This window comes from Testudinibacter aquarius (genome assembly GCF_004342725.1).
GTDB classification, from domain to species: domain Bacteria; phylum Pseudomonadota; class Gammaproteobacteria; order Enterobacterales; family Pasteurellaceae; genus Chelonobacter; species Chelonobacter aquarius.
Map to the genome: position 1 here is coordinate 35,295 of NZ_SMCP01000015.1, position 20,165 is coordinate 55,459.

The window sequence follows — 20,165 nt, forward strand, 5'->3', positions numbered from 1 at the left end:
ATGTTAGACATTGTATTATATCAGCCAGAAATTCCGCAAAACAGCGGTAATATCATCCGTTTATGCGCCAACTGCGGTTTTCGTTTACACCTGATCGAGCCGTTAGGTTTCGCTTGGGACGACAAAAAACTACGCCGTTCGGGCTTGGATTACCACGAATTTGCCGAAATCAAAAAATACCCGTCATTTGAAGAGTTTTTACAACAAGCCAAACCGACACGGTTGTTTGCGTTAACCACCAAAGGCGGGCCGAACCATGCTGAAGTACGCTATCAGTTAGGCGATTTTTTGATGTTTGGGCCGGAAACCCGCGGGATTCCAAAGCCGATTTTAGACAGTCTGCCGTTGGCGCAAAAAATCCGTTTGCCGATGGTGGCAAACAGCCGCAGCATGAATTTGTCCAATGCGGTGGCGGTGACGGTGTATGAAGCCTGGCGGCAGTTGGATTTTGCCAATGCGGTAAATCCGAATATTAACCTGTAAAAACAGTGGCTTAATATGGAACAGCTTATTCAAGGATTTTTGGTTTCCGGTAGTTTGATTGTGGCCATCGGCGCACAAAACGCCTTTGTGCTGAAGCAAGGTTTATTAAAACAGCATATTTTCTGGGTATCGCTCACCTGCTTTGTGTGCGATTTTCTCTTGATCTGCATTGGTGTAATGGGCTTGGGCAGCCTCATCGGCCAAAGCCCGAGCGCAACCTTGGCGTTGGCAGTGATTGGAGCGCTGTTCTTGCTGGTCTATGGTGCCAGAGCATTTCGCAGTGCCTATCAGGGCAGCAGCGGTTTAAGCCTTGATCAAACCGGATCATCGTCGCAAAGTGCGCTCAAAACGGTGTTGATTACCTTGGGCTTAACCCTGCTCAATCCGCATGTTTACCTCGACACCGTGGTGATTATCGGCGGCATTGCCTCGACCCTGCAGTTTGAACAAAAACTTGAATTTTTAATCGGGGCAATTTTCGCCTCCGGCTTATGGTTTTTCGGCTTGGGCTATGGCGCACGTTTGCTGATTCCGCTGTTCAAACGTCCACAAACTTGGCGCATTCTGGACTTTGCCATCGGCTGTATTATGTGGCTGATCGCCTTCAGCTTGGCGCGTTATGCGTTTAAACTGTTCGCATAATTGCTGAAAAGTGCGGTCTTCACCGCACTTGGTGAGCTGGCAGGACGGTTAAATATTCCGAAATTCGTATTCCGACTGCTCAGCGCAATCGTCAAAATACTGATCCATTTCAAATGAGGGTTTAGTTTTTTGTTGTTGGGCGATGATTTTGGCTGGGACACCGGCGGCGGTGGCGTATTCCGGTACAGGTTGCAGCACGACTGAACCGGCGCCGATTTTGGCGAAGCGTCCGACTTCGATATTGCCGAGAATTTTCGCTCCGGCACCGATCATCACGCCTTCGCGCACTTTCGGGTGGCGGTCACCGCACTCTTTGCCGGTGCCGCCGAGGGTGACCCCTTGCAAAATCGAAACATCATCTTCGATCACCGCAGTTTCACCGATTACAATGCCGGTGGCATGGTCGAGCATAATCCCTTTGCCGATCCGCGCTGCAGGGTGAATATCTACATCAAACGCCACCGAAATTTGATTTTGCAGATAAATCGCCAAGGCTTTTCTACCACTTTTCCACAGATAGTGGGTGATACGGTAACTTTGCAACGCATGATAGCCTTTCAAATACAGCAACGGCGTGGAGAACATCTGCACTGCCGGATCGCGTTCGCGCACGGCGAGCAGGTCGCTGGCGGCATAGGCGATCAGGTCGGGGTGATTTTGGTAAGCCTCTTCGATAATCTCTTTCAGCGCAATCGCCGGCATAATCGGGTTCGAGAGCTTGTTGGCTAAAATATAGCTCAGTGCCAAGCCGAGATCGTAGTGTTTCAAAATAGTGGCATGGAAAAAACTCGCCAACATCGGTTCGTTGTCCACCAATTCTTTGGCTTCATTGCGGATCGATAGCCATAAATCCAGTAGTTTTTGCGGAGAGATTTCGGTCATAATTCTCACTCTTTGCTATATTCTTCTTTGCGTTCACGCCCCAACAGCGCCAATGCTGCATCACGCGCATCTTTGCCGCAGAACAGCACTTGATAAATCTGTTCGGTGATCGGCATTTCGATCCCTTGGCGTTGTGCTAACAAATGCGCCTCTTTGGTGTTATAAAACCCTTCGACCACTTGTCCGATATTATCCAACGCTTGCTGGGCGCTGAAACCTTGCCCCAACATCAAGCCAAAGCGGCGGTTACGCGACTGATTGTCGGTGCAGGTCAGCACCAAATCACCTAAGCCCGCCATGCCCATAAAGGTTTCCGGCTGTGCGCCCAATGATAACCCCAAGCGGGTGATTTCGGCAATGCCGCGAGTGATAAGTGCGGTACGCGCATTGGCACCGAAGCCCATACCGTCGGAAATCCCGGCACCGATGGCGATCACGTTTTTAACCGCGCCGCCCAGTTGCACACCGATCATGTCGTTGTTGATATACACTCGAAAATTTTTGCTGCAATGAATCCGGGTTTGAACCTCACGTGCAAATTGGAGATTATCGGAAGCTAAGGCAATTGCAGTCGGCAAGCCGTTTGCCAGCTCTTTAGCAAAGGTTGGGCCGGACAGTACCGCCAGCGGATAGTGGCTGCCGAGCTGTTCTTTGATCACCGTTTGCAATAATCGTCCGCTATCCCTTTCTAATCCTTTAGTCGCCCAAATCAAGCGGCTGTCATCTCTCAGCAATGGCTTTATCTGAGCAATCACATCGCCGAATACATGGCTTGGCACTACCAGTAAAATATCGCGCGATGCCTGAATTGCTTTGCGTAAACTAGGTTCGATAATCAAGGAATCGGGAAAGGTAATATCTGGTAAGAATTGGTTGTTTTGCCGTTCATCCGCTAAACGTTGCAGATGATGTTGATCGTGTCCCCACAAATAAGTCGGGTAGCCGTTGCGCGAAAACGCAATAGCTAATGAAGTGCCGAACGAACCGGCGCCAAGCACGGTGATTGGGGTATTGGTCAGAGCGGTGGTCATATTCTTTCCTTGGTTAGTTTTTTTATTTTTAACGTTTATTTTATGGTTATTTATGTTATCTAAAAAAAAGGAAAATTTGATGGGTCCAGTGTATCGACTTCACTACGTAATATCCGTAATAAAATAATTTGTGTTTCAGTACGATAAAAATATAAATTGTAACGTTGATAGGGAAACATCAGTAGATTGGGTTTAATATCATTTCTGGCTGTTCCAAGTACCATATTAAAATCGCACAGTATGTTTAGTGTATGAACTAATCCGTTTTTAAATTTTTGGTTTGTTTCAGCAGAGAAATAGCGTCGCCCATATTCAGCAATTTCATTGAGATCTTGAAGGACAGCATTGGAACGAACAAGCTGGCGTTTATTCATGAAAAATAGCATCCAGATCAGCTTCCATATTTTCCCACTGTTCAAACCGGCTTTCTTCTGCCTGCTCGATTAGTGCGCGCAGTTTTATACGTTGCATTTCAACGGATTGAATTTGTGCAAGATAATCTTGTTTAGTCGTTGCTTGGATTGGGATTGGTTTTACAGACAAGGTCATTATTTAGTCCTCTCGCGTATAGTATTTCTATGTAATATCATACAGACGCTAAAAGTGCTATGCAATGATTTTGCAACAAGTGGGAAAGTTCTAAAACAAAATCGCAGACAATTGCCTGCGATTTTTATATATTGAGAAAATTAATGCTTAGTGCGTTGTTTCGGCAGCTGGTTCCGCAGATTCCTGCTGTGCTTGCAATTGTTGCATAAACAGCGCATCAAAATTGACCGGAGACAGGTTCAACGCCGGGAAGGTGCCACGGTTGACTAAGCTGGAGATCAGTTCACGCGCATACGGGAACAGCATGTTAGGGCATTGTGCGGTCAGACAGTGCGCCAGCTGTACGCCTTCCAAGCCTAATACGGTGAAGACGCCGGCTTGTTTGACTTCACAGATAAAAGCAATGTCGTTGCTGTCTTCCAAGGTGGTTTCGACGGTTAGATTTAAACAAACTTCGTATAAGCCTTCAGCCAGTTCAACGGTTTCGGTGTTTAAATCGAATTTCAACTGTGGTTTCCACTCTTGTTGGAAAATAGTCGGCAGATTCGGCGCTTCGAAAGAGACGTCTTTGACATAAATTCGTTGGATTTGCAGTGTCGGTTGTACGGCTTCTTCGTTATTTACTGCGTCTTGTGTGTTTTCATCAGCCATTGTCAGCTCCCTGATTTGAAATTTTAAGAATAAAGGAAATTAGTGTTTCACCAGTGGTAAATTGGCGCCACGCCAGCCACCGATGCCTTCTTTCAGGCTATAAACCTGAGCAAAACCTTGTTTGTGCAGCTGATTTGCCAAGGCTTCAGAGCCTAATCCACTGGCATCGACCACAATCACCGGAACCGCTTTATGTTTTTCCAAAATGCTGGCGGTACGGTTTTTAATCTCACTTGGTAACGCTTGCACGCTGCCGATGATGTGTCCGCGTTTGAATTCATCGTTGCTGCGAACATCAACCACCACACCGTGTTCTTTGTTGATCAGTTGCGTCAACTGCATATTGTTGATCACTTTGACTGCAGAGGTTGCCGATTTGGCAAAGGTGACGATCACCCCGATGAAAACCACGACCCAAGCCACGACCATGATTGTGTGATTGCCCGCAAATTCGACAGCCTTAGGGATAAAATCTTCCATTTAAATCTTAGTCCGTAAAAATAAATTAATGAATAGGTAAGCGGTAAGTATAACCGCTCTTGCCTGCTTTAACCAAATAAAACTAGGCAAGACTGTACAAATATTGTCAAATCGCACTCAACGGATACAAAAAACCGCACTTTGACCGATGAGATCAGCAAGTGCGGTTAGTATTACGTTATTCGGTTAAATTACAGATAGTATTTTTTAACCACTTTTAAGTTGTCATCCAATTGGTACACTAACGGCTGACCGGTTGGGATCTCCAGATCCATAATATCCGCATCGGAAATACCTTCAATATGTTTTGCCAACGCACGCAAGGAGTTGCCGTGTGCAGTGACTAAAACACGTTGACCGCTCAATAACGCAGGGGCGATTTGATCTTCCCAGAATGGCAACACGCGCTCTAAAGTTACTTTCAGATTTTCACCGTCCGGCACCACATCGCTTGGCAAATGGGCATAGCGGCGGTCGTTGTGTGCCGAGTTTGGATCGTCTTGTGGCAATAATGGTGGCAAAGTGTCATATGAACGGCGCCAGATGTGCACTTGTTCGTCACCGTATTTTTCTGCGGTGGCTTTTTTATCCAGCCCTTGCAATTCACCGTAGTGACGTTCGTTCAAACGCCAGTTTTTGACTTGTGGAATCCACAATTGATCGGCTTCTTCCAACACGATATTACAGGTTTTGATGGCACGGGTTAACACGGAAGTGAATGCAATGTCGAATTCGAAACCGGCTGTTTTCAATTTTTGTCCGGCAGATTTGGCTTCTTCGATGCCACGTTCGGTCAGGTTGACATCACGCCAGCCAGTGAATAAGTTTTTGGCATTCCACTCACTGAAACCGTGACGAATGAATACTAATTCCATAAAAAAGTTCTCCTGTTATAGGTTTTAAAAATAAATATGTGGCATTTATAGCAAATATTTTCCGAAGTTTAAATAGCTAATCCGGATCTTTGCTGATATTCTGCTGAGAATTGCTGATCTTTTGCAAAGAAGCGATTAAAATGTATTAATTTTGTTAGCATTAAGGTAAAAGGGAGTTAAAGCGCGTGCCGGTGCGGGGAGTAAACAACGCTAGAGATTTTTTTAGATATGCGATGACGCTGAGCTTATCGCTTGTTTTGGCATTTGTTTTGCTGGGTTATCCTGAATCAAGCCATGCCAACCAGCAAGATCTGTCTAAAATTCAGCAGCAAATTAAACAGCAACAACAACAGCTCTCACAGCAGCGCCAAGAGCAGAACCGCTTGCAACAAGAATTGAAAAAACAAGAAAACAGTATCAACAATGTCTTGGGCGAACTACGTAAAACCGAGCAGGATCTTGGTAGCCTACGGCAAAATATCCGTGAAACCGACAGGCAAATTGCGCGTTTGGAAAAACAGCTGGCGGCACAAAAACAAAAATTGGCGGAGCAGTTGGATTCAGCCTATCGAGCAGGTCTGAATCCGTCGGTCATTGAAAAAATGCTGTCGGAAAAAGCGCAAGAAAGCGATCGGATGTATGCGTATTATCAACAGTTCAATCGTACTCGCAGCGAGTTGATCGAATCGATCAAACAGACTCAGATCAGTCTGGAAAACCAAAAAGCCGAAGCACAACAGCAGCAGAAACAACAGCAAGCTATCCTGAATAAGCAGAAACAATCACAATCTTCATTGCAAAAAACACAAAATGAGCGCAAATCGACGCTAAATAAGTTAGATCGTTCGATTAAACAAGGCGAAAATCGGCTTGATGTGCTAAAAGAGAATGAAAACAGCCTGAAGCGCTCTATCGCACAGGCAGAGCAACGCGCGAAACAGCGTGAACAACAAGAGCTTGCTGCTTATCAAAAGAAAAAAGCCGAACAAGAGAAAAAGAGCGATAAGCCGTATCAACCGACTGAAACAGAGAAACAGTTGACCCGCAAAACCAGTGGCTTAGGCGCCGGCAAAAAACAATATGCCTTACCGACCAGTGGCAGCATTGCCAACCGTTTCGGTTCGGTACAAATGGGCGAATTGCGCTGGAAAGGCATTGTGATCAACAGCAACAACGGCGCAGCGGTGCAAGCGATTGCCGATGGGCGGGTGATTTTAGCCGATTGGCTGCAAGGTTACGGCTTAATGGTCGTGGTCGATCACGGAGCCGGTGATATGAGTTTGTACGGCTACAACCAGCGCTTGAGCGTACAAAACGGACAGTTCGTCAAGCGCGGTCAGAAAATCGCCGAAGTCGGCAGCAGCGGCGGGCAAGGCAAATCCTCACTCTATTTCGAAATCCGCCGCAAAGGCACACCGGTCAATCCGTTGAATTGGGTGAAGTGATGGCAAGATTACCAGATAGCCAACAAAATTTTTACGATAAGATTGCCCAGATTTTGCAATCTGCACGCACCCGAATCGTCCAGAGTGTGAATAGCACTATGGTGGCGACTTATTTTGAGATTGGCCGCTTGATTGTTGAGGAAGAGCTGCAAGGAAAACAGCGGGCTGAATATGGTAAAAAAATTCTAAAAGATTTATCGACCAAATTGACTGCTGAGTTTGGCAGAGGGTTTCCGGAAGATAATTTGGGTAATATGCGTAAATTTTATACGATATATCAAGCTCAAATTTCCGAGACACTGTCTCGGAAATCGGATAAAACAACGGACGTATTCAGTTTAAGTTGGTCGCACTATTTAAAATTAATGCGGATTGGCGATGAAAATGAACGGCGCTTCTACGAAATCGAATCTGCCAAAAATCATTGGAGTTTGCGCGAATTACAACGGCAATATGATACCGCACTTTATACACGTTTGAGGTTGAGCAGAAATAAATCGGAAGTGCTGGCTCTATCAAAACAGGGACTGCGTATTGAAAAGGCGCAAGATCTTATCAAAGATCCGTATATTTTAGAATTTATCGGTTTACCGGAAAGTGCGGTTTATTCCGAGAGTGATTTAGAGCAACGGCTGATTGATAAGTTAGAACATTTTTTATTAGAGCTTGGCACCGGATTTACCTTTGTTGCTCGCCAAAAACGAATTACGTTTGATGAAAAACATTTTCGTATTGATTTGGTTTTTTATAATCGTTTGTTAAAAGCATTTGTTTTAATCGATCTGAAAAATGGTGAACTAAAACATCAAGATATTGGACAGATGCAGATGTATGTCAATTATTATGACAGGGAAATCCGTTTGGCGGATGAAAATAAAACGATTGGTTTGATATTATGCCAAGATAAAAGCGAAGCGGTGGTGCGTTATACCCTGCCGGAAAATAATGAGCAAATTTTTGCCAGCCAATATCAAACTGTGCTACCAAGCAAAGAAAAATTAATTGCGCTATTACAAGAGAAAGAAGATTAAATTTTATTTATGTTAAAAAGGGTATCTCAAACCGCACTTTGCTGTTTTCTACTGCTGTCAGGCAGCGGTTTTGCGGCACGTTTGGCGATTGTGATCGACGATATCGGTTATCGTGCCGACGATCAGAAAATTTATAACCTGCCGAAAGAGATTTCGGTAGCGATTATTCCGTCGGCACCGAATGCGATGGCTCGTGCGAAACAGGCAAAGCAGCAAGCGCGCGATATTTTGATTCACCAGCCGATGCAGCCGAAAGCCAAAATGAAACTGGAAAAAGAGGGCTTGTTGCTTGGAATGTCCGCCGAACAAGTGGCAAACAATATTGAGTATGCACGGCAAAAAGTGCCGTATGCCATTGGTTTGAATAACCATATGGGCAGTGCTGCCACCGCCGACCGCACGTTGATGACTCATTTGATGCAGCAGTTGCAACGGCACAAACTGTTTTTCCTCGACAGCCGCACCATCGGCAGCAGTGTGGCGATTAAAGTCGCACGAGAAAATGGCGTGGTGGCGTTGGATCGGCATATTTTCTTGGATGACAGCGATGATTATGCCGATGTGCAGCGCCAGTTTAATCTATCGCTACAATATGCCCGCAAACACGGCACCGCAATTGTGATCGGACACCCACGCAAAAACACGATTAAAGTCCTACAGCAGGGCATTGCCAATTTGCCGCAAGATATTCAACTGGTCGGCATGGGCAGCTTATGGCGCAATGAGAAAGTGATTCCGCCGAAACCGTTTATTTTGTTGTTTAACGATTTACCGGCTTCGACCTCGGTTGCGCCTTTTATTAAATATCCGCTATTGCGCGGCGTGCCTGAATAATACTGAATAATACGTTGTTGAGCTATGGACACGGGTTGCTGATTTCTGCGTGTACTGCATTGATCTGCGCCAATGTTGCTTCACTTAACTGCACGTTAATGCTGGCAATGTTTTCGGCAAGCTGTTCGAGGCTGGTGGCACCGATAATATTGCTGGCGACAAAGCGTTGTTGGTTAACAAATGCGAGTGAAAGTGCGGTCAGGCTGATACCGGCTTGTTCGGCAATAGCGGCATAACGTTCCACCGCTTCAAAGGCTTTTGGTTTGTTGTAGCGTTTAAAGCGTTCAAACAGGGTTAACCGTGCGGTTGGCGGCCATGGCTGAGTGCGGTATTTGCCGCTTAACATGCCGAATGCCAACGGTGAATACGCCAACAAACCGACCTGTTCACGCAATGAAATTTCACTGAGACCCACTTCGTAGCTGCGGTTCAGCAAATTATACGGATTTTGCACCGACATCACTTGCGGCAAAGCGTGCATTTTGTGCAGGCGCAAGCACTCCATCACCCCCCACGGGGTTTCGTTCGACAAGCCAAAATAGCGGATTTTGCCTTGCTGTTGCAAGGTTTGCAGCGCTTCCAGGCTTTCTTGCAACGGAGTAATATCTGCGGCTTCATCCAGTGCGCTCAGCCCCAGTTGCCCGAAATAGTTCACTTGCCGTTCCGGCCAATGCAGTTGATACAGATCTAAATAGTCGGTTTGCAGCCGTTGCAGACTGGCCTCGCAAGCGGCAAAAATTTGTTGTTTGTTAAAGCGTGATCCGCCACGGATATAGTGCTGATTGTCATTGCCACGTGAGGGGCCAGCAATTTTGCTGGCAAGAATCAAATTCTGGCGCGGCTGTTTTACTAACCAACTGCCGATAAATTGCTCGGTTTTGCCATAGGTGCTTTGATTCGCCGGCACCGGATACATTTCGGCGGTATCAATAAAATTGATGCCTTGCGACACGGCATAATCCAGTTGTTGGTGCGCATCTGCCTCGCTGTTTTGTTCGCCAAAGGTCATCGTGCCCAAACAAATAGCACTGACGTGCAGCTCGCTGTTGCCTAATTGTCGATATTGCATCTTGTTTTCCTTATTTTTGCTTTCACTGAATAACCACGAAACTATAACAAATTTGTTTTACTTTTGTTGTGCTTTTTGCAGTGCAATGCCAAGTGCCGGGGCAGCGGAGCTGCCGTGGTTGGTGTCGGCAATCAAGATAAAACGGCTATTGATACCGTCTTGTTGTAAAATGATATTCAATTGTTCAACAGTAAGTCCTTGTCGGCGCTGTAAAATCCGTGCTCTTCGTGTCGGATCTAACTGCGGATCGGCATTCGGATTTTGCTCATATTCGCTTAAGGTTAGTGTCAGCGAATCCGGTTTATTTGCAAAAACAGTGGGTTTCTGTTGCAAAATCGCCCGATTACCCCACCAAAGTGACGGACTGGCGAGAATATATTCATCAAAGCGTTGTGGCTGCTGAAACAGACTGTAAAGCCCGAACAAGCCGCCAAACGAATGCCCGAAGAAGATTTGCTTCACCGGCGTGGCGGTATTGTGGCTAACTTGCGTTATAAAGTGCGGTTGCAGTTCATCGCTGAAAAAACGTAAAAAATCTGCGGCGCCGCCACCTTGTTGAAATTCGGCTCCACTTGCAGCAAAAGTGTAATCTCGGGTGCGTTCGGCAACAGCGTAAGCCCCCGTGGTCGGATAGCCGACGGCGACAATAGTCGGCAGCGGCAGGCTGGGATCAATCATTTGTAATGCCATTGGAAAATGGGCATTGCCGTCAAGCAGATATAAAATCTTAGCGCTGCTATGCTGTTTTGGTGTGGCGATAAACAGGCGATAATGTTTTCCTTCAAAAGTGCGGTTTTGAGTACTGAGGGTGAATAGCGCCTGTGGATTTTGAACCGCACTTTTGTTGCTGCTGTGCGGTTTTGGTGTGGTTTGGGGTGAAGTAGTAGTCATGTTGCAACCTGTTATGCCAAAGAGGATTAAACAAAGATAAAACAGTTTTTTCATGCGGTTAAACACTCAAATGAAGTTATCGGGCAAGTTCTAATAAAACATAAAAAATAATAGTAACAATTCTCATTGACTTAAATCAAATAATTCCTTTATGATATTTTTATTAATTTAGTCGAAAAGCGATTTTTTACATTTCGCTTTGTGCGAATTTTTTAAATAAAATCAAGCCTAAGGAATCTTAATCATGTCATTTGTCAAAAATAAAATCACTATTGCTATTTTATTGGCCTCTAGTTCGCTAGTGTTTGCCGATCAGCAGTTGGAACAAATTAATGTGACCGCTGAACAACAGCTTAAACAGTCTTTAGGAGTAAGCAAACTGTCAGCGGAACAGATCAGCAAAAGTGCGGTGACCAATGATATTTCCGAACTGGTGCGCAAAATGCCCGGTGTCAATTTGACCGGCAATACTGCAACCGGACAGCGTGGTAACAACCGTCAGATCGATATTCGTGGTATGGGACCGGAAAATACTCTGATTTTAATCGATGGCAAACCGGTGAGTTCGCGTAATTCGGTGCGTTATAGTTGGCGCGGACAACGGGATACTCGCGGCGATTCTAATTGGGTGCCGGCAGAGGAGATTGAATCAATCGAAGTATTGCGTGGTCCGGCAGCAGCACGTTACGGTTCCGGTGCGGCAGGTGGAGTGGTGAATATTACGACCAAAAAAATTAGTGAGGAGTTGAGTGGAGCGTTAACTTACTACACTAATCAACCTTTTGATAGCAAAGAAGGCACCACGAATCGGGTGGGTTTCAACTTAAACGGACCGCTGGCAGATGATGTATTGTCGTTCCGTTTATACGGCAGTGCCAACAAAACAGATGCCGATGCACAGGATATCAATACGTTGCAAAACGGCTCGAATGCGGCAGGCAGAGAAGGCGTGCGTAACCGTGATATTGCCGGACGGCTTGCTTGGAAAATCAGTCCGCAACAGCTGGTTACCGTCGATGCTTCTTATAGCCGTCAAGGTAATATTTATGCTGGTGACACCCAGCATAACAACCCGACCGAATTGACCGAAAATTTATACGGCAGTGAAACCAACCGCATGTATCGTCGCAACTATTCGATCATGCATCAAGGTGATTGGTCCTGGGGAACCAGTAAATTGATCGGTAGCTATGAGTACACCACCAATAGCCGCTTGTTAGAAGGTTTAGCCGGTGGCCCGGAAGGGCGGATCAGCGAGCTAAGTTATGATGACAGTAAACTAAAAAATTCCCGTTTGGCAGGCGAAATCAGCGTGCCGTTTGAATGGGGCGTGCCGCAAGTGGTCACTTTGGGTGCAGAATTTAATCACGATAGCTTGCAAGATCCGGCATCAATGCGACAAATGTTTGCCGATCGTGCGACTTTTGTCGGCTTGGAAAATTTGAATAAAGGCAAAACGGCGCAAGACAATTTTTCTGCATTTGTGGAAAATAATCTGTTGTTGAGTGACAGAATCAATTTAATTCCGGCACTACGTGTTGATTATAACAGTCGTTCCGGCAGCAAAGTGAGTCCGGGCTTGAATGCGTTTTATCACTTGGACGATCATTGGACGCTGAAAGGCGGGGTGGCACAGGCGTATAAAGCACCGAATTTATATCAAAGTACGCCGGGATATTTGTTGTTTACCCGTGGCAACGGTTGCCCGATAGGTGATGCGACCCAGTGTTATTTGATAGGGAATGACAATTTAAAACCGGAAACCAGTATCAATAAAGAGCTGGGAGTAGAATATAATTTGCGTGACTGGAGCGCTTCTTTTGCTTGGTTCCGCAATGATTACCGTAATAAAATTGCAGCCGGCAAGGAATTTTTGCAAAGTGTCAACGGCTATCAATTGCTGGAATGGACTAACATTCCAAGAGCGGTGGTTGAAGGCTTGGAGGGCAGTTTCACTATGCCACTGACGGACACTTTGAAATGGAGCAACAACTTCACTTATATGCTGCAAAGCAAGGATAAATCGACCGGCAATCCGCTGTCGATTATCCCGAAATACACTATTAACACCTTCCTTGATTGGCAGATCACACCACAATGGGATACACAATTGAGCGCCACGTTTTATGGACGACAAAAACCGCGTCAATATGCAGAAAATCGTACTGAAGCCGGTATGAATACCACCGGAGACATTTTGGATACCAGCACCACAATTGGCAGTTATACTTTGGTTGGTTTGAACACCGGTTATAAAATCAACAAAAATATTGATGTGCGGCTTGGCGTCAATAACATCTTCAATAAAAAGCTGTATCGCAGTGGCGCCGGCGCCGCAACTTACAATGAAAGTGGCACATCAGTTTACGGCAAGTTAAGTGTGAGTTTTTAGTCTTCAGCGATGCTGAAGGACATAAAAAAAGGCGGACTTTTCCGCCTTTTTTGTTGATTTTAATTCCGTTATTTTTTGCTGTTGACCGCACTTTGTTCCGTTGGAGTTGCTGTGCGTTGCGGATCGGTCGGTTTACGCCGTTTGCCGATGTTTTTGCTGTCGCGATGGCGCACTTTGACTTTTTTCTTCTCTTGCTGTTTTTCCGCTTTTTTCTCTTTTAAGCGGGCTTTCTGTTTTTTGCTGACGCTTTTTTGATCGCCGTCTTTGGGCGGATTGGTGCGGGGTTCAAGCCCTTCGACAATGCGTGATTTTAATGCTTCGTTGGTGTAGCGGCGGATTTTGCCCAGCAGTTTATAATCGTGTCCTTCCACCAATGAAATGGCATTGCCTTTTTTACCGGCACGGGCGGTGCGACCGATGCGATGCAGGTAAGTGTCGGCACTGTACGGCAGATCGTAGTTGAAAATATGGCTGATATCCTCAATGTCGATGCCGCGAGCAGCGACATCGGTTGCGACTAAAATCGTTACTACGCCGTTTTTCAGTTTATCAATCGCATTGTTACGTTGGGTTTGTGCCATTTCGCCTTCCAAATAGGTGCTGCGGATTCCACGTTTACGCAGGTTTTCCGACAGTTCGCGCACCTCTTCGCGCTTGCGCACAAACACAATGCCACGTTCAACCTCTTCGTTTTCAATCAGGCGTGCCAACAATTTGAATTTATGCTCTTTGCTGTCGGCATGGTACATCCATTGTTGGATTTTTTTGCGCTCACGGCGGCTCGGATCAGCGTCAATTTGCACCGGCTCATTCAAAATCCGCTCGGCAAAATCAACCAACAGCTCGCCCTCTAAGGTGGCTGAAAATAGCAGGGTTTGACGGCGCCAGCGGGTTTCGGCAGAAATGGTTTCCGCATCTTGTCCGAAGCCCATTTGCAGCATGCGGTCTGCTTCGTCGAAAATCAGGATTTCCACCGCACGGCAATCAAAATTTTCTTCTTTGATGTATTGCAGCAGCCGCCCCGGGGTGGCAACCACAATATCTTGATTTTTATTAAAAATTTCGCCGTGATTTTGATAAGCCACACCACCGGTGATAGTGGCGATGCTGAGTTTGGTATATTTTGCCAGCTCTTTGGCTTGCTCCGCCACTTGCATTGCCAATTCGCGGGTCGGGGTCAGCACCAACACACGAGGGGCTCCCGGTTTGCGGCGTGGGAAATCCAACAGATGCTGAATCGCCGGTAATAAAAATGCCGCCGTTTTGCCGGTGCCGGTTGGGGCAGAGCCGAGAATATCACGCGCTTCTAACGCATGCGGAATCACTTCCGCCTGAATCAGCATCGGGCGTTGGTAGTTTTTATCGCGCAGGGCTTTCAGCAGTTCTGGCGCTAAGTCAAATTCTTCAAAATGTTGTGCTGTTGTCATAAATTACCTCAATCTTTTTATGTGTTGATTATAGCCTGTTTTACTTCAGCCGTCTTAAATTTGTCTGTGGTAGAATTATCCTTTATTTTTTGTTCTCATTTATCAACAGACCCTAAGGATCTTCAATGTCGACATTCCAATTTAAACAATTTGCTGTTGCGCATGATCGTTGTGCGATGAAAGTTGGTACGGACAGCATTTTGCTGGGGGCGTGGGCGGAGACTGCTCAAGTGCGGTCGGTGTTGGATATCGGTTGTGGCAGTGGTTTGTTGGCATTGATGTTGGCGCAACGGTTGGCACAGCAGGGGGAGGATTATCATATCACCGCCTTGGAAATCGACTCGGCGGCGGCACGGCAGGCGGCGCAAAATATACGGCAATCAATGTGGGCGTCGCGAATGGAAGTGATTCATCACGATCTTTTTGAGTATGTGAGGCAGGTTAAACCGCACTTTGATCTGATTATTGCCAATCCACCGTATTTTAATGGCGGTGTGGAATGCCGTGATGCGCAACGGCAGACAGCACGTTATATGGCGCAACAAGGACATCTGGCTTGGGTGTTGGCGGCGCAGGGGATGTTAAATCCCAGCGGTAAAATAGCCTGGGTGTTGCCGTACGACATGGCACAGCATTTACGACAAGCACTATCGAAAACCGTATTGTATTGTGCTAAATGGGTTGAGGTTATCACCAAACAGGGCAAAGCGCCGCAGCGGGTTTTACTGGAGTTTAGGTTATTACCTGAAAGTGCGGTTCAACCACAAACAGAACGCAGTGAAATCACGATTTATCAGGCGGATAATCAATATCATCCGGATTTTATCAACTTAACCAAAGCATTTTATCTCAAATTCTGATACCGCACTTTGCTTTTGCTTAAACGGGCAAAGTGCGGTCAACTGTGTGAAGCCTAAATCCAATTTTCTAATTTAAGCGTCGTAATTCGTTGAAACTCTTTGGTGTTGTTAGTGACCAGCGTGCAGTCGAGCGCCAGCGCTTGTGCGGCAATCAGCATGTCTAAACTGCCGATCAGTTGTCCACTCTTTTCCAGATTATGTCGCAGTTGTGCGTAATGCCAGATTGCTGATTCTTCCAACGGTATAATGTCCAGTGGTGTCAGGAATTTTTGCAGTGCAATTTTATTTTTTTGCGAGCCTGATTTTTCAACTCCAAACGCCAATTCAGCAGCAGTAATGCTGGAGATACAAAGCTCACCTAGACGATAGGCGTTAAATTTTTCAAATACTTGTGGCGGTTTATGGTTGATAATGTAGATACAGATATTGGTATCGAGCATGTACATCAGAGCAATTCCTCTCGAACAGTTGCCGTTTGCTCGGCACGCGTTATTTCAAAATCAGTTTCAAATTCGTCGAGCGCTTCTGCCATCATCTGCCAAGGATTGTCTAACGGCAATAATAAAACACCATTACCGAAATGTTTAATGCTGACTTCATCGCCGTCGAAGCGATATTTTTTCGGCAGACGAACCGCCTGGCTGCGACCGGTGGTAAAAATTTTTGCGGTTTCCATTGTATATCTCCCCTTCTGATAGCTATCAGTAGTATATATCATATAGTGCGGAAAACAAGCGATGATGAAGCGATAGCAAATCGAATGTAGGATACCGCACTTTGCTTTTACTTACACGGGCAAAGTGCGGTCTTGAGTTAGCGTTGAATCGGGTTTTGTTTAGAGAGTTTGGTCCAGTTGTAGTAGCCGTAAAGCGAGTTGAGCAAATAGGCGGAGTACATCAGATACATCGCAGTGGTGTCTGCCCACAGGATAATCGAGAGAATGTTGATGATGATCCAAAAGTTCCACTGTTCACGATAGCGCAGCAGCATCAGCAATTGTGCCACCACGACCATCACGGTGGTGACGCCGTCCAGTCCGATAGAGTTGCCGTCGGTGGTTTTTAGAAATCCGATAAACAATGCTGAGCCGACCACTATGCAGAACAGTGTGATTAACCAGCCCTGAAAACTCAAGGTTTTTGCCAGCACACTGTCGTTGTTGTCGTTATTGTTCATGTTGGCTTTCCAAAGAAAATAGCCGATAAATTGCGACGGGATATACACATAAAGTGCGGTGCTCATTTCGCCATAGAATTTGTTGTCCCAGGATACGTAGAAATAGGTGTAGGCAAAAATCAGTCCAAAGAAATAGTTACTGATTTTTCCCTTACTGACAAATACCACACACAGCAAACCGCTGATGCCGGAGACCACCGCCAGCAGCGATTCCGGTTGATAAATGTAGACGCCGATTTGCAGTGCCAGAAACAAAAAAATCCAGGCGGCTTCAAATTTTGTCCAACCGGAAAACAGTTCGTTTTTAATCAAGGTCAGATAGTTCATAGGAAATCCTTTACAGGGGAAGTGTGGCTGAATTATAGCCTAGATCTTTTATTGACCGCCAGCGTAAAAAGGGCAAAATGCGGATCTTTGATATTTTCATCTTTTTTAGTGGAAAAGGGTAAACTAGAGGCGTAGTTTCATCTATAATCAGCGCCTTTTTAGTTGGATTAGAGTAAACAGTTTTAGAGAAAAGAGATGACGGCATTTGTAATCGGACAACGCTGGATCAGCGAGAGTGAAAACGGATTGGGTTTGGGGATTGTGGTCGGCATGGATCAGCGCACGGTGACATTGTTGTTTCCTGCCGCAGAGGAGCAGCGGGTGTATGCCTTTGCTTCTGCGCCGCTGACCCGGGTGCAGTTTAATCCGGGCGATAGCGTTAAGCACCATCAAGGGTGGCAGTTGCAAGTGGTGGAAGTGCATGAGCAGCAAGGCGTGTTGAGCTATCAGGGCGTACGCTTGGATAACGGCGAAAGTGCGGTGCTGCGCGAAATGGAATTGGATCATAAAATTTCGTTCAGCAAACCGCAAGATCGCCTGTTTGCGGCACAAATCGATCGCAACGAACATTTTAATCTGCGTTTTCAAGCGTTAACACATCAGCAAGCACAATTTCAATCGCCGCTGCGTGGCTTGCGCGGCATTCGTGCCGGTTTGATTCCGCATCAGTTGCACATCGCCACCGAAGTCGGTCATCGGATTGCGCCGCGCGTGTTGTTGGCGGACGAAGTGGGCTTAGGCAAAACCATTGAAGCCGGTATGATTTTGCAACAACAACGCTTCAGCGGCAAAGCTGAACGGGTGTTGATTATTGTGCCGGAAAGTTTGCAGCACCAATGGTTGGTGGAGATGCTGCGCCGTTTTAACCTGCCTTTTTCGTTGTTTGATGAGGAACGTAGCCAAGATTTTGATGGGCAGAATGGGGAAAGTGCGCAGCAAAATCCATTTGACACTGAAGCCTTGGTGATCTGCTCGTTGGATTGGCTGGTGCAGCAGCCGAGCCGTGCTGCCCAACTTGGCGCCAGCCAATGGGATATGCTGATTGTCGATGAGGCGCACCATTTGCAATGGAGTGAAAGCCAGCCTAGCGCTGAATATCAACTGATCGAAACCCTGGCACAGCAGATTCCGTCAGTGCTGCTGCTGACTGCGACCCCGGAACAACTGGGGCAAGAGAGCCATTTTGCCCGTTTGAAACTGCTCGATCCGGAACGTTTTTACGATTACACCGCTTTCGTGCAAGAACAACAGCAATATCAGCCGGTGGCCGATGCGGTCAATACGTTATTAAACGATAAGACGCTCAGTGCAAGCGAGCAAAACAGCATTGCCGATCTGTTATCCGAGCAAGACATTGAGCCGCTATTTAAAATTATCAACGGCAAGCAGTCCTCAGTCGAGCAGCAGACAGCGGCAAGACAAGAGCTGATCAGTAATCTGATTGACCGCCACGGCACCAGCCGGGTACTGTTTCGTAATACCCGCCAAGCGGTGAAAGGCTTTCCAAACCGCACTTTACACCAGATTAAGCTGGCATTGCCGAAACAGTATCAAAATGCACTCAAAGTGTGGCAGATGTTGGGCGAAGATGTGGCCGACGACGTGTTGTTTTACCCGGAAATGCTGTTCCAAAAACTTAATCCGAGCGCAGCATGGTGGGATTTCGATCCGCGTATTGAGTGGCTGCTCACCTTCCTGAAAAATCACCGTGATGAAAAAATCCTGCTAATCTGTCAACATGCGAATACGGCGATTCAGTTGGAACAAATCTTGCGTGAAAAAGAGGGAATTCGTGCGGCAGTGTTCCATGAAAAAATGAGCATTATTGAGCGTGACAAAGCCGCCGCCTATTTTGCGCAGCACGAAGACGGCGCACAAATTTTGCTCAGCTCGACCATCGGTTCAGAAGGACGCAATTTTCAGTTTGCTTCGAATTTGGTATTGTTCAATTTGCCGACCAATCCTGATCTGTTGGAGCAGTGTATCGGACGCTTGGATCGGATCGGGCAGCAACACGATATTCAAATTTATGTGCCGTTTTTTGCCGACAGCAGCCAGCAGCTGCTAGCACAGTGGTATCACGACGGCTTGAACGCTTTTGAAGAAACCTGCCCGATGGGCGCAGCGATTTTTGCACAACACAAAGTGCGGTTGCAGGCGTTTTTAAGCGAGACGGCAGACGGCGACGATTTTGCTCAATTTGTTAAAACCACGCGCCAACAGCGCGAGCAACTGAAATTGGAGTTGGAACAAGGACGCGATCGTCTGTTGGAACTGAATTCCAACGGCGGTGAATCGGCACAGCAGCTGGCGGCGGATATTGCGAGTAACGATGCAGCCACTGATTTGATTCAATTCAGCCTAAATCTTTTTGATATTATTGGCTTGGAACAGGAAGATCTCGGCGAAAAAAGCATTGTAATCCACCCGACCGGGCATATGCTGGTGCCGGATTTTCCCGGTTTGAAGGAGGACGGCAGCACTGTCACCTTTGATCGCCAGTTGGCACTTGCCCGGGAAGAACTGGAATTTCTGACCTGGGATCATCCGATGATTCGTAACGGCATTGATTTGATCACGGCCGGCGACATCGGCAAAAGTGCGGTTGCGGTATTGGTCAACAAAGCGTTGCCGGCAGGTACTTTGTTGCTGGAACTGATTTATGTGGTGGAAGTGCAAGCCCCGCCGGGGTTGCAGCTCACCCGTTTCTTACCGCCGACCCCGATTCGCCTGTTGCTCGACAGCAAAGGCAATGATTTATCGGACAAAGTGGCGATCAGCGCATTGCAAAAACAGCTCAAGCCAATCGGCAAAAATATGGCGAATAAAGTGGTGAAAATGACGCGAAGTGCGATTGAACACGCCTTGCAACAGGGTGAAAATCTGATCGCCGCCAAAGCGCACGCCTTGATTGAAGCGGCAAAGCGCAACGCCGAACAGCAACTGAACGGCGAATACCAACGTTTGACCGCACTGCAAGCGGTGAATAAAAATATCCGCCAAGACGAAGTCATCGCACTGGAACAACTGCAACAGCAGTCGTTACAGCAACTACAACAAGCCACGTGGCGCTTGGACAGCTTGCGGTTGATTGTCAGTAACAAGGAATAGCGAGAAGGA

The 20,165-nt window shown here is 46.6% G+C and carries 21 protein-coding genes; 8 read left to right on the top strand and 13 right to left on the bottom strand.

Annotation, left to right across the window (positions count from 1 at the left end):
- Together trmL and EDC16_RS12045 are read left to right on the top strand one after the other, a co-directional pair.
- The gene (trmL, locus tag EDC16_RS12040; protein ID WP_132968101.1) at positions 1 to 483 is read left to right on the top strand and encodes a tRNA (uridine(34)/cytosine(34)/5-carboxymethylaminomethyluridine(34)-2'-O)-methyltransferase TrmL; all 483 of its coding nucleotides are present in this window, start codon (positions 1 to 3) and stop codon (positions 481 to 483) included.
- A gap of 15 nt (positions 484 to 498) precedes the next feature.
- The gene (locus EDC16_RS12045) at positions 499 to 1,125 is read left to right on the top strand and encodes a LysE/ArgO family amino acid transporter (protein WP_132968102.1); all 627 of its coding nucleotides are present in this window, start codon (positions 499 to 501) and stop codon (positions 1,123 to 1,125) included.
- 48 nt (positions 1,126 to 1,173) lie between these two features.
- Here EDC16_RS12045 and cysE read toward each other — a convergent pair whose 3' ends face one another.
- The 7 genes from cysE to EDC16_RS12080 all read right to left on the bottom strand — a co-directional run bounded on the left by cysE (position 1,174) and on the right by EDC16_RS12080 (position 5,593).
- Positions 1,174 to 2,007 carry a serine O-acetyltransferase gene (gene cysE, locus EDC16_RS12050; protein WP_132968103.1) on the bottom strand — a complete coding sequence of 278 codons (834 nt, stop codon included), beginning with the start codon at positions 2,005 to 2,007 and terminating at the stop codon, positions 1,174 to 1,176.
- A 5-nt stretch (positions 2,008 to 2,012) separates the two neighbouring features.
- The gene (gpsA, locus tag EDC16_RS12055; protein WP_132968104.1) at positions 2,013 to 3,038 is read right to left on the bottom strand and encodes an NAD(P)H-dependent glycerol-3-phosphate dehydrogenase; all 1,026 of its coding nucleotides are present in this window, start codon (positions 3,036 to 3,038) and stop codon (positions 2,013 to 2,015) included.
- Positions 3,039 to 3,097: 59 nt separating this feature from the next.
- Positions 3,098 to 3,412 (bottom strand): type II toxin-antitoxin system RelE/ParE family toxin, encoded by a 315-nt coding sequence (locus EDC16_RS12060; protein WP_157330417.1) that lies wholly within the window; start codon positions 3,410 to 3,412, stop codon positions 3,098 to 3,100.
- Positions 3,405 to 3,587 (bottom strand): hypothetical protein, encoded by a 183-nt coding sequence (locus EDC16_RS12065; protein ID WP_132968106.1) that lies wholly within the window; start codon positions 3,585 to 3,587, stop codon positions 3,405 to 3,407. The genes EDC16_RS12060 and EDC16_RS12065 overlap by 8 nt, the downstream gene beginning before the upstream one ends.
- A 147-nt stretch (positions 3,588 to 3,734) precedes the next feature.
- A complete protein-coding gene (gene secB / locus EDC16_RS12070) occupies positions 3,735 to 4,238 on the bottom strand; it encodes a protein-export chaperone SecB (RefSeq protein WP_132968107.1) in 504 nt (167 codons plus the stop codon).
- A gap of 39 nt (positions 4,239 to 4,277) precedes the next feature.
- Positions 4,278 to 4,718, bottom strand: a complete 441-nt coding sequence (locus EDC16_RS12075) for a rhodanese-like domain-containing protein (protein ID WP_132968108.1) — start codon at positions 4,716 to 4,718, stop codon at positions 4,278 to 4,280.
- Between the two features lie 191 nt (positions 4,719 to 4,909).
- Positions 4,910 to 5,593: a 2,3-diphosphoglycerate-dependent phosphoglycerate mutase gene (locus EDC16_RS12080; RefSeq protein WP_132968109.1), complete on the bottom strand. Its 684-nt coding sequence runs from the start codon at positions 5,591 to 5,593 to the stop codon at positions 4,910 to 4,912.
- A 233-nt stretch (positions 5,594 to 5,826) separates the two neighbouring features.
- On the opposite strand from EDC16_RS12080, the gene envC reads away from it, so the two are divergent.
- Genes envC through EDC16_RS12095 form a run of 3 tightly spaced genes read left to right on the top strand, consistent with a single transcriptional unit; the run spans position 5,827 to position 8,903 of the window.
- The gene (gene envC / locus EDC16_RS12085; RefSeq protein ID WP_132968110.1) at positions 5,827 to 7,038 is read left to right on the top strand and encodes a murein hydrolase activator EnvC; all 1,212 of its coding nucleotides are present in this window, start codon (positions 5,827 to 5,829) and stop codon (positions 7,036 to 7,038) included.
- On the top strand, positions 7,038 to 8,069 hold the full coding sequence (locus tag EDC16_RS12090; protein ID WP_132968111.1) for a PDDEXK nuclease domain-containing protein: 1,032 nt from the start codon (positions 7,038 to 7,040) through the stop codon (positions 8,067 to 8,069). Before envC ends, EDC16_RS12090 begins: the two co-directional genes overlap by 1 nt.
- 9 nt (positions 8,070 to 8,078) lie before the next feature.
- Positions 8,079 to 8,903 (top strand): divergent polysaccharide deacetylase family protein, encoded by an 825-nt coding sequence (locus tag EDC16_RS12095; RefSeq protein ID WP_132968112.1) that lies wholly within the window; start codon positions 8,079 to 8,081, stop codon positions 8,901 to 8,903.
- A gap of 22 nt (positions 8,904 to 8,925) precedes the next feature.
- On the opposite strand, the gene EDC16_RS12100 is transcribed toward EDC16_RS12095, so the two are convergent.
- Both EDC16_RS12100 and EDC16_RS12105 read right to left on the bottom strand, forming a co-directional pair.
- The gene (locus tag EDC16_RS12100; protein WP_132968113.1) at positions 8,926 to 9,972 is read right to left on the bottom strand and encodes an NADP(H)-dependent aldo-keto reductase; all 1,047 of its coding nucleotides are present in this window, start codon (positions 9,970 to 9,972) and stop codon (positions 8,926 to 8,928) included.
- A gap of 57 nt (positions 9,973 to 10,029) precedes the next feature.
- On the bottom strand, positions 10,030 to 10,863 hold the full coding sequence (locus EDC16_RS12105; protein ID WP_157330419.1) for an alpha/beta hydrolase: 834 nt from the start codon (positions 10,861 to 10,863) through the stop codon (positions 10,030 to 10,032).
- 244 nt (positions 10,864 to 11,107) lie between these two features.
- Here EDC16_RS12105 and EDC16_RS12110 point away from each other — a divergent pair, with 244 nt between their 5' ends.
- Positions 11,108 to 13,255, top strand: a complete 2,148-nt coding sequence (locus tag EDC16_RS12110) for a FepA family TonB-dependent siderophore receptor (RefSeq protein ID WP_132968115.1) — start codon at positions 11,108 to 11,110, stop codon at positions 13,253 to 13,255.
- Positions 13,256 to 13,323: 68 nt separating this feature from the next.
- On the opposite strand, the gene srmB is transcribed toward EDC16_RS12110, so the two are convergent.
- A complete protein-coding gene (gene srmB, locus EDC16_RS12115) occupies positions 13,324 to 14,682 on the bottom strand; it encodes an ATP-dependent RNA helicase SrmB (RefSeq protein WP_132968116.1) in 1,359 nt (452 codons plus the stop codon).
- 125 nt (positions 14,683 to 14,807) lie between these two features.
- Here srmB and EDC16_RS12120 point away from each other — a divergent pair, with 125 nt between their 5' ends.
- Positions 14,808 to 15,542 (top strand): tRNA1(Val) (adenine(37)-N6)-methyltransferase, encoded by a 735-nt coding sequence (locus tag EDC16_RS12120; RefSeq protein ID WP_132968117.1) that lies wholly within the window; start codon positions 14,808 to 14,810, stop codon positions 15,540 to 15,542.
- Positions 15,543 to 15,595: 53 nt separating this feature from the next.
- Here the strand turns inward: EDC16_RS12120 and vapC are convergent, their stop codons facing one another.
- The 3 genes from vapC to pnuC all read right to left on the bottom strand — a co-directional run bounded on the left by vapC (position 15,596) and on the right by pnuC (position 17,045).
- A complete protein-coding gene (vapC, locus tag EDC16_RS12125) occupies positions 15,596 to 15,988 on the bottom strand; it encodes a type II toxin-antitoxin system tRNA(fMet)-specific endonuclease VapC (RefSeq protein WP_232517175.1) in 393 nt (130 codons plus the stop codon).
- Positions 15,988 to 16,218, bottom strand: a complete 231-nt coding sequence (locus EDC16_RS12130; RefSeq protein WP_132968119.1) for an antitoxin — start codon at positions 16,216 to 16,218, stop codon at positions 15,988 to 15,990. The genes vapC and EDC16_RS12130 overlap by 1 nt, the downstream gene beginning before the upstream one ends.
- Positions 16,219 to 16,355: 137 nt before the next feature.
- The gene (gene pnuC, locus EDC16_RS12135) at positions 16,356 to 17,045 is read right to left on the bottom strand and encodes a nicotinamide riboside transporter PnuC (RefSeq protein ID WP_132968120.1); all 690 of its coding nucleotides are present in this window, start codon (positions 17,043 to 17,045) and stop codon (positions 16,356 to 16,358) included.
- 195 nt (positions 17,046 to 17,240) lie between these two features.
- Between pnuC and rapA the strand changes: the two genes are divergently transcribed.
- On the top strand, positions 17,241 to 20,156 hold the full coding sequence (gene rapA / locus EDC16_RS12140; RefSeq protein WP_132968121.1) for an RNA polymerase-associated protein RapA: 2,916 nt from the start codon (positions 17,241 to 17,243) through the stop codon (positions 20,154 to 20,156).
- Positions 20,157 to 20,165 lie beyond the last annotated feature (9 nt).

Bases quoted from the DNA above. Each gene is read 5' to 3' on its own strand.
- EDC16_RS12080 (WP_132968109.1), bottom strand. From the start codon at position 5,593: ATGGAATTAGTATTCATTCGTCACGGTTTCAGTGAGTGGAATGCCAAA.
- EDC16_RS12045 (WP_132968102.1), top strand. From the start codon at position 499: ATGGAACAGCTTATTCAAGGATTTTTGGTTTCCGGTAGTTTGATTGTG.
- envC (WP_132968110.1), top strand. From the start codon at position 5,827: ATGACGCTGAGCTTATCGCTTGTTTTGGCATTTGTTTTGCTGGGTTAT.
- trmL (WP_132968101.1), top strand. From the start codon at position 1: ATGTTAGACATTGTATTATATCAGCCAGAAATTCCGCAAAACAGCGGT.
- EDC16_RS12105 (WP_157330419.1), bottom strand. From the start codon at position 10,863: ATGACTACTACTTCACCCCAAACCACACCAAAACCGCACAGCAGCAAC.
- gpsA (WP_132968104.1), bottom strand. From the start codon at position 3,038: ATGACCACCGCTCTGACCAATACCCCAATCACCGTGCTTGGCGCCGGT.
- EDC16_RS12100 (WP_132968113.1), bottom strand. From the start codon at position 9,972: ATGCAATATCGACAATTAGGCAACAGCGAGCTGCACGTCAGTGCTATT.
- EDC16_RS12090 (WP_132968111.1), top strand. From the start codon at position 7,038: ATGGCAAGATTACCAGATAGCCAACAAAATTTTTACGATAAGATTGCC.
- EDC16_RS12095 (WP_132968112.1), top strand. From the start codon at position 8,079: ATGTTAAAAAGGGTATCTCAAACCGCACTTTGCTGTTTTCTACTGCTG.
- pnuC (WP_132968120.1), bottom strand. From the start codon at position 17,045: ATGAACTATCTGACCTTGATTAAAAACGAACTGTTTTCCGGTTGGACA.
- EDC16_RS12120 (WP_132968117.1), top strand. From the start codon at position 14,808: ATGTCGACATTCCAATTTAAACAATTTGCTGTTGCGCATGATCGTTGT.
- secB (WP_132968107.1), bottom strand. From the start codon at position 4,238: ATGGCTGATGAAAACACACAAGACGCAGTAAATAACGAAGAAGCCGTA.
- EDC16_RS12110 (WP_132968115.1), top strand. From the start codon at position 11,108: ATGTCATTTGTCAAAAATAAAATCACTATTGCTATTTTATTGGCCTCT.
- rapA (WP_132968121.1), top strand. From the start codon at position 17,241: ATGACGGCATTTGTAATCGGACAACGCTGGATCAGCGAGAGTGAAAAC.
- srmB (WP_132968116.1), bottom strand. From the start codon at position 14,682: ATGACAACAGCACAACATTTTGAAGAATTTGACTTAGCGCCAGAACTG.
- cysE (WP_132968103.1), bottom strand. From the start codon at position 2,007: ATGACCGAAATCTCTCCGCAAAAACTACTGGATTTATGGCTATCGATC.
- vapC (WP_232517175.1), bottom strand. From the start codon at position 15,988: ATGTACATGCTCGATACCAATATCTGTATCTACATTATCAACCATAAA.
- EDC16_RS12065 (WP_132968106.1), bottom strand. From the start codon at position 3,587: ATGACCTTGTCTGTAAAACCAATCCCAATCCAAGCAACGACTAAACAA.
- EDC16_RS12075 (WP_132968108.1), bottom strand. From the start codon at position 4,718: ATGGAAGATTTTATCCCTAAGGCTGTCGAATTTGCGGGCAATCACACA.
- EDC16_RS12130 (WP_132968119.1), bottom strand. From the start codon at position 16,218: ATGGAAACCGCAAAAATTTTTACCACCGGTCGCAGCCAGGCGGTTCGT.
- EDC16_RS12060 (WP_157330417.1), bottom strand. From the start codon at position 3,412: ATGAATAAACGCCAGCTTGTTCGTTCCAATGCTGTCCTTCAAGATCTC.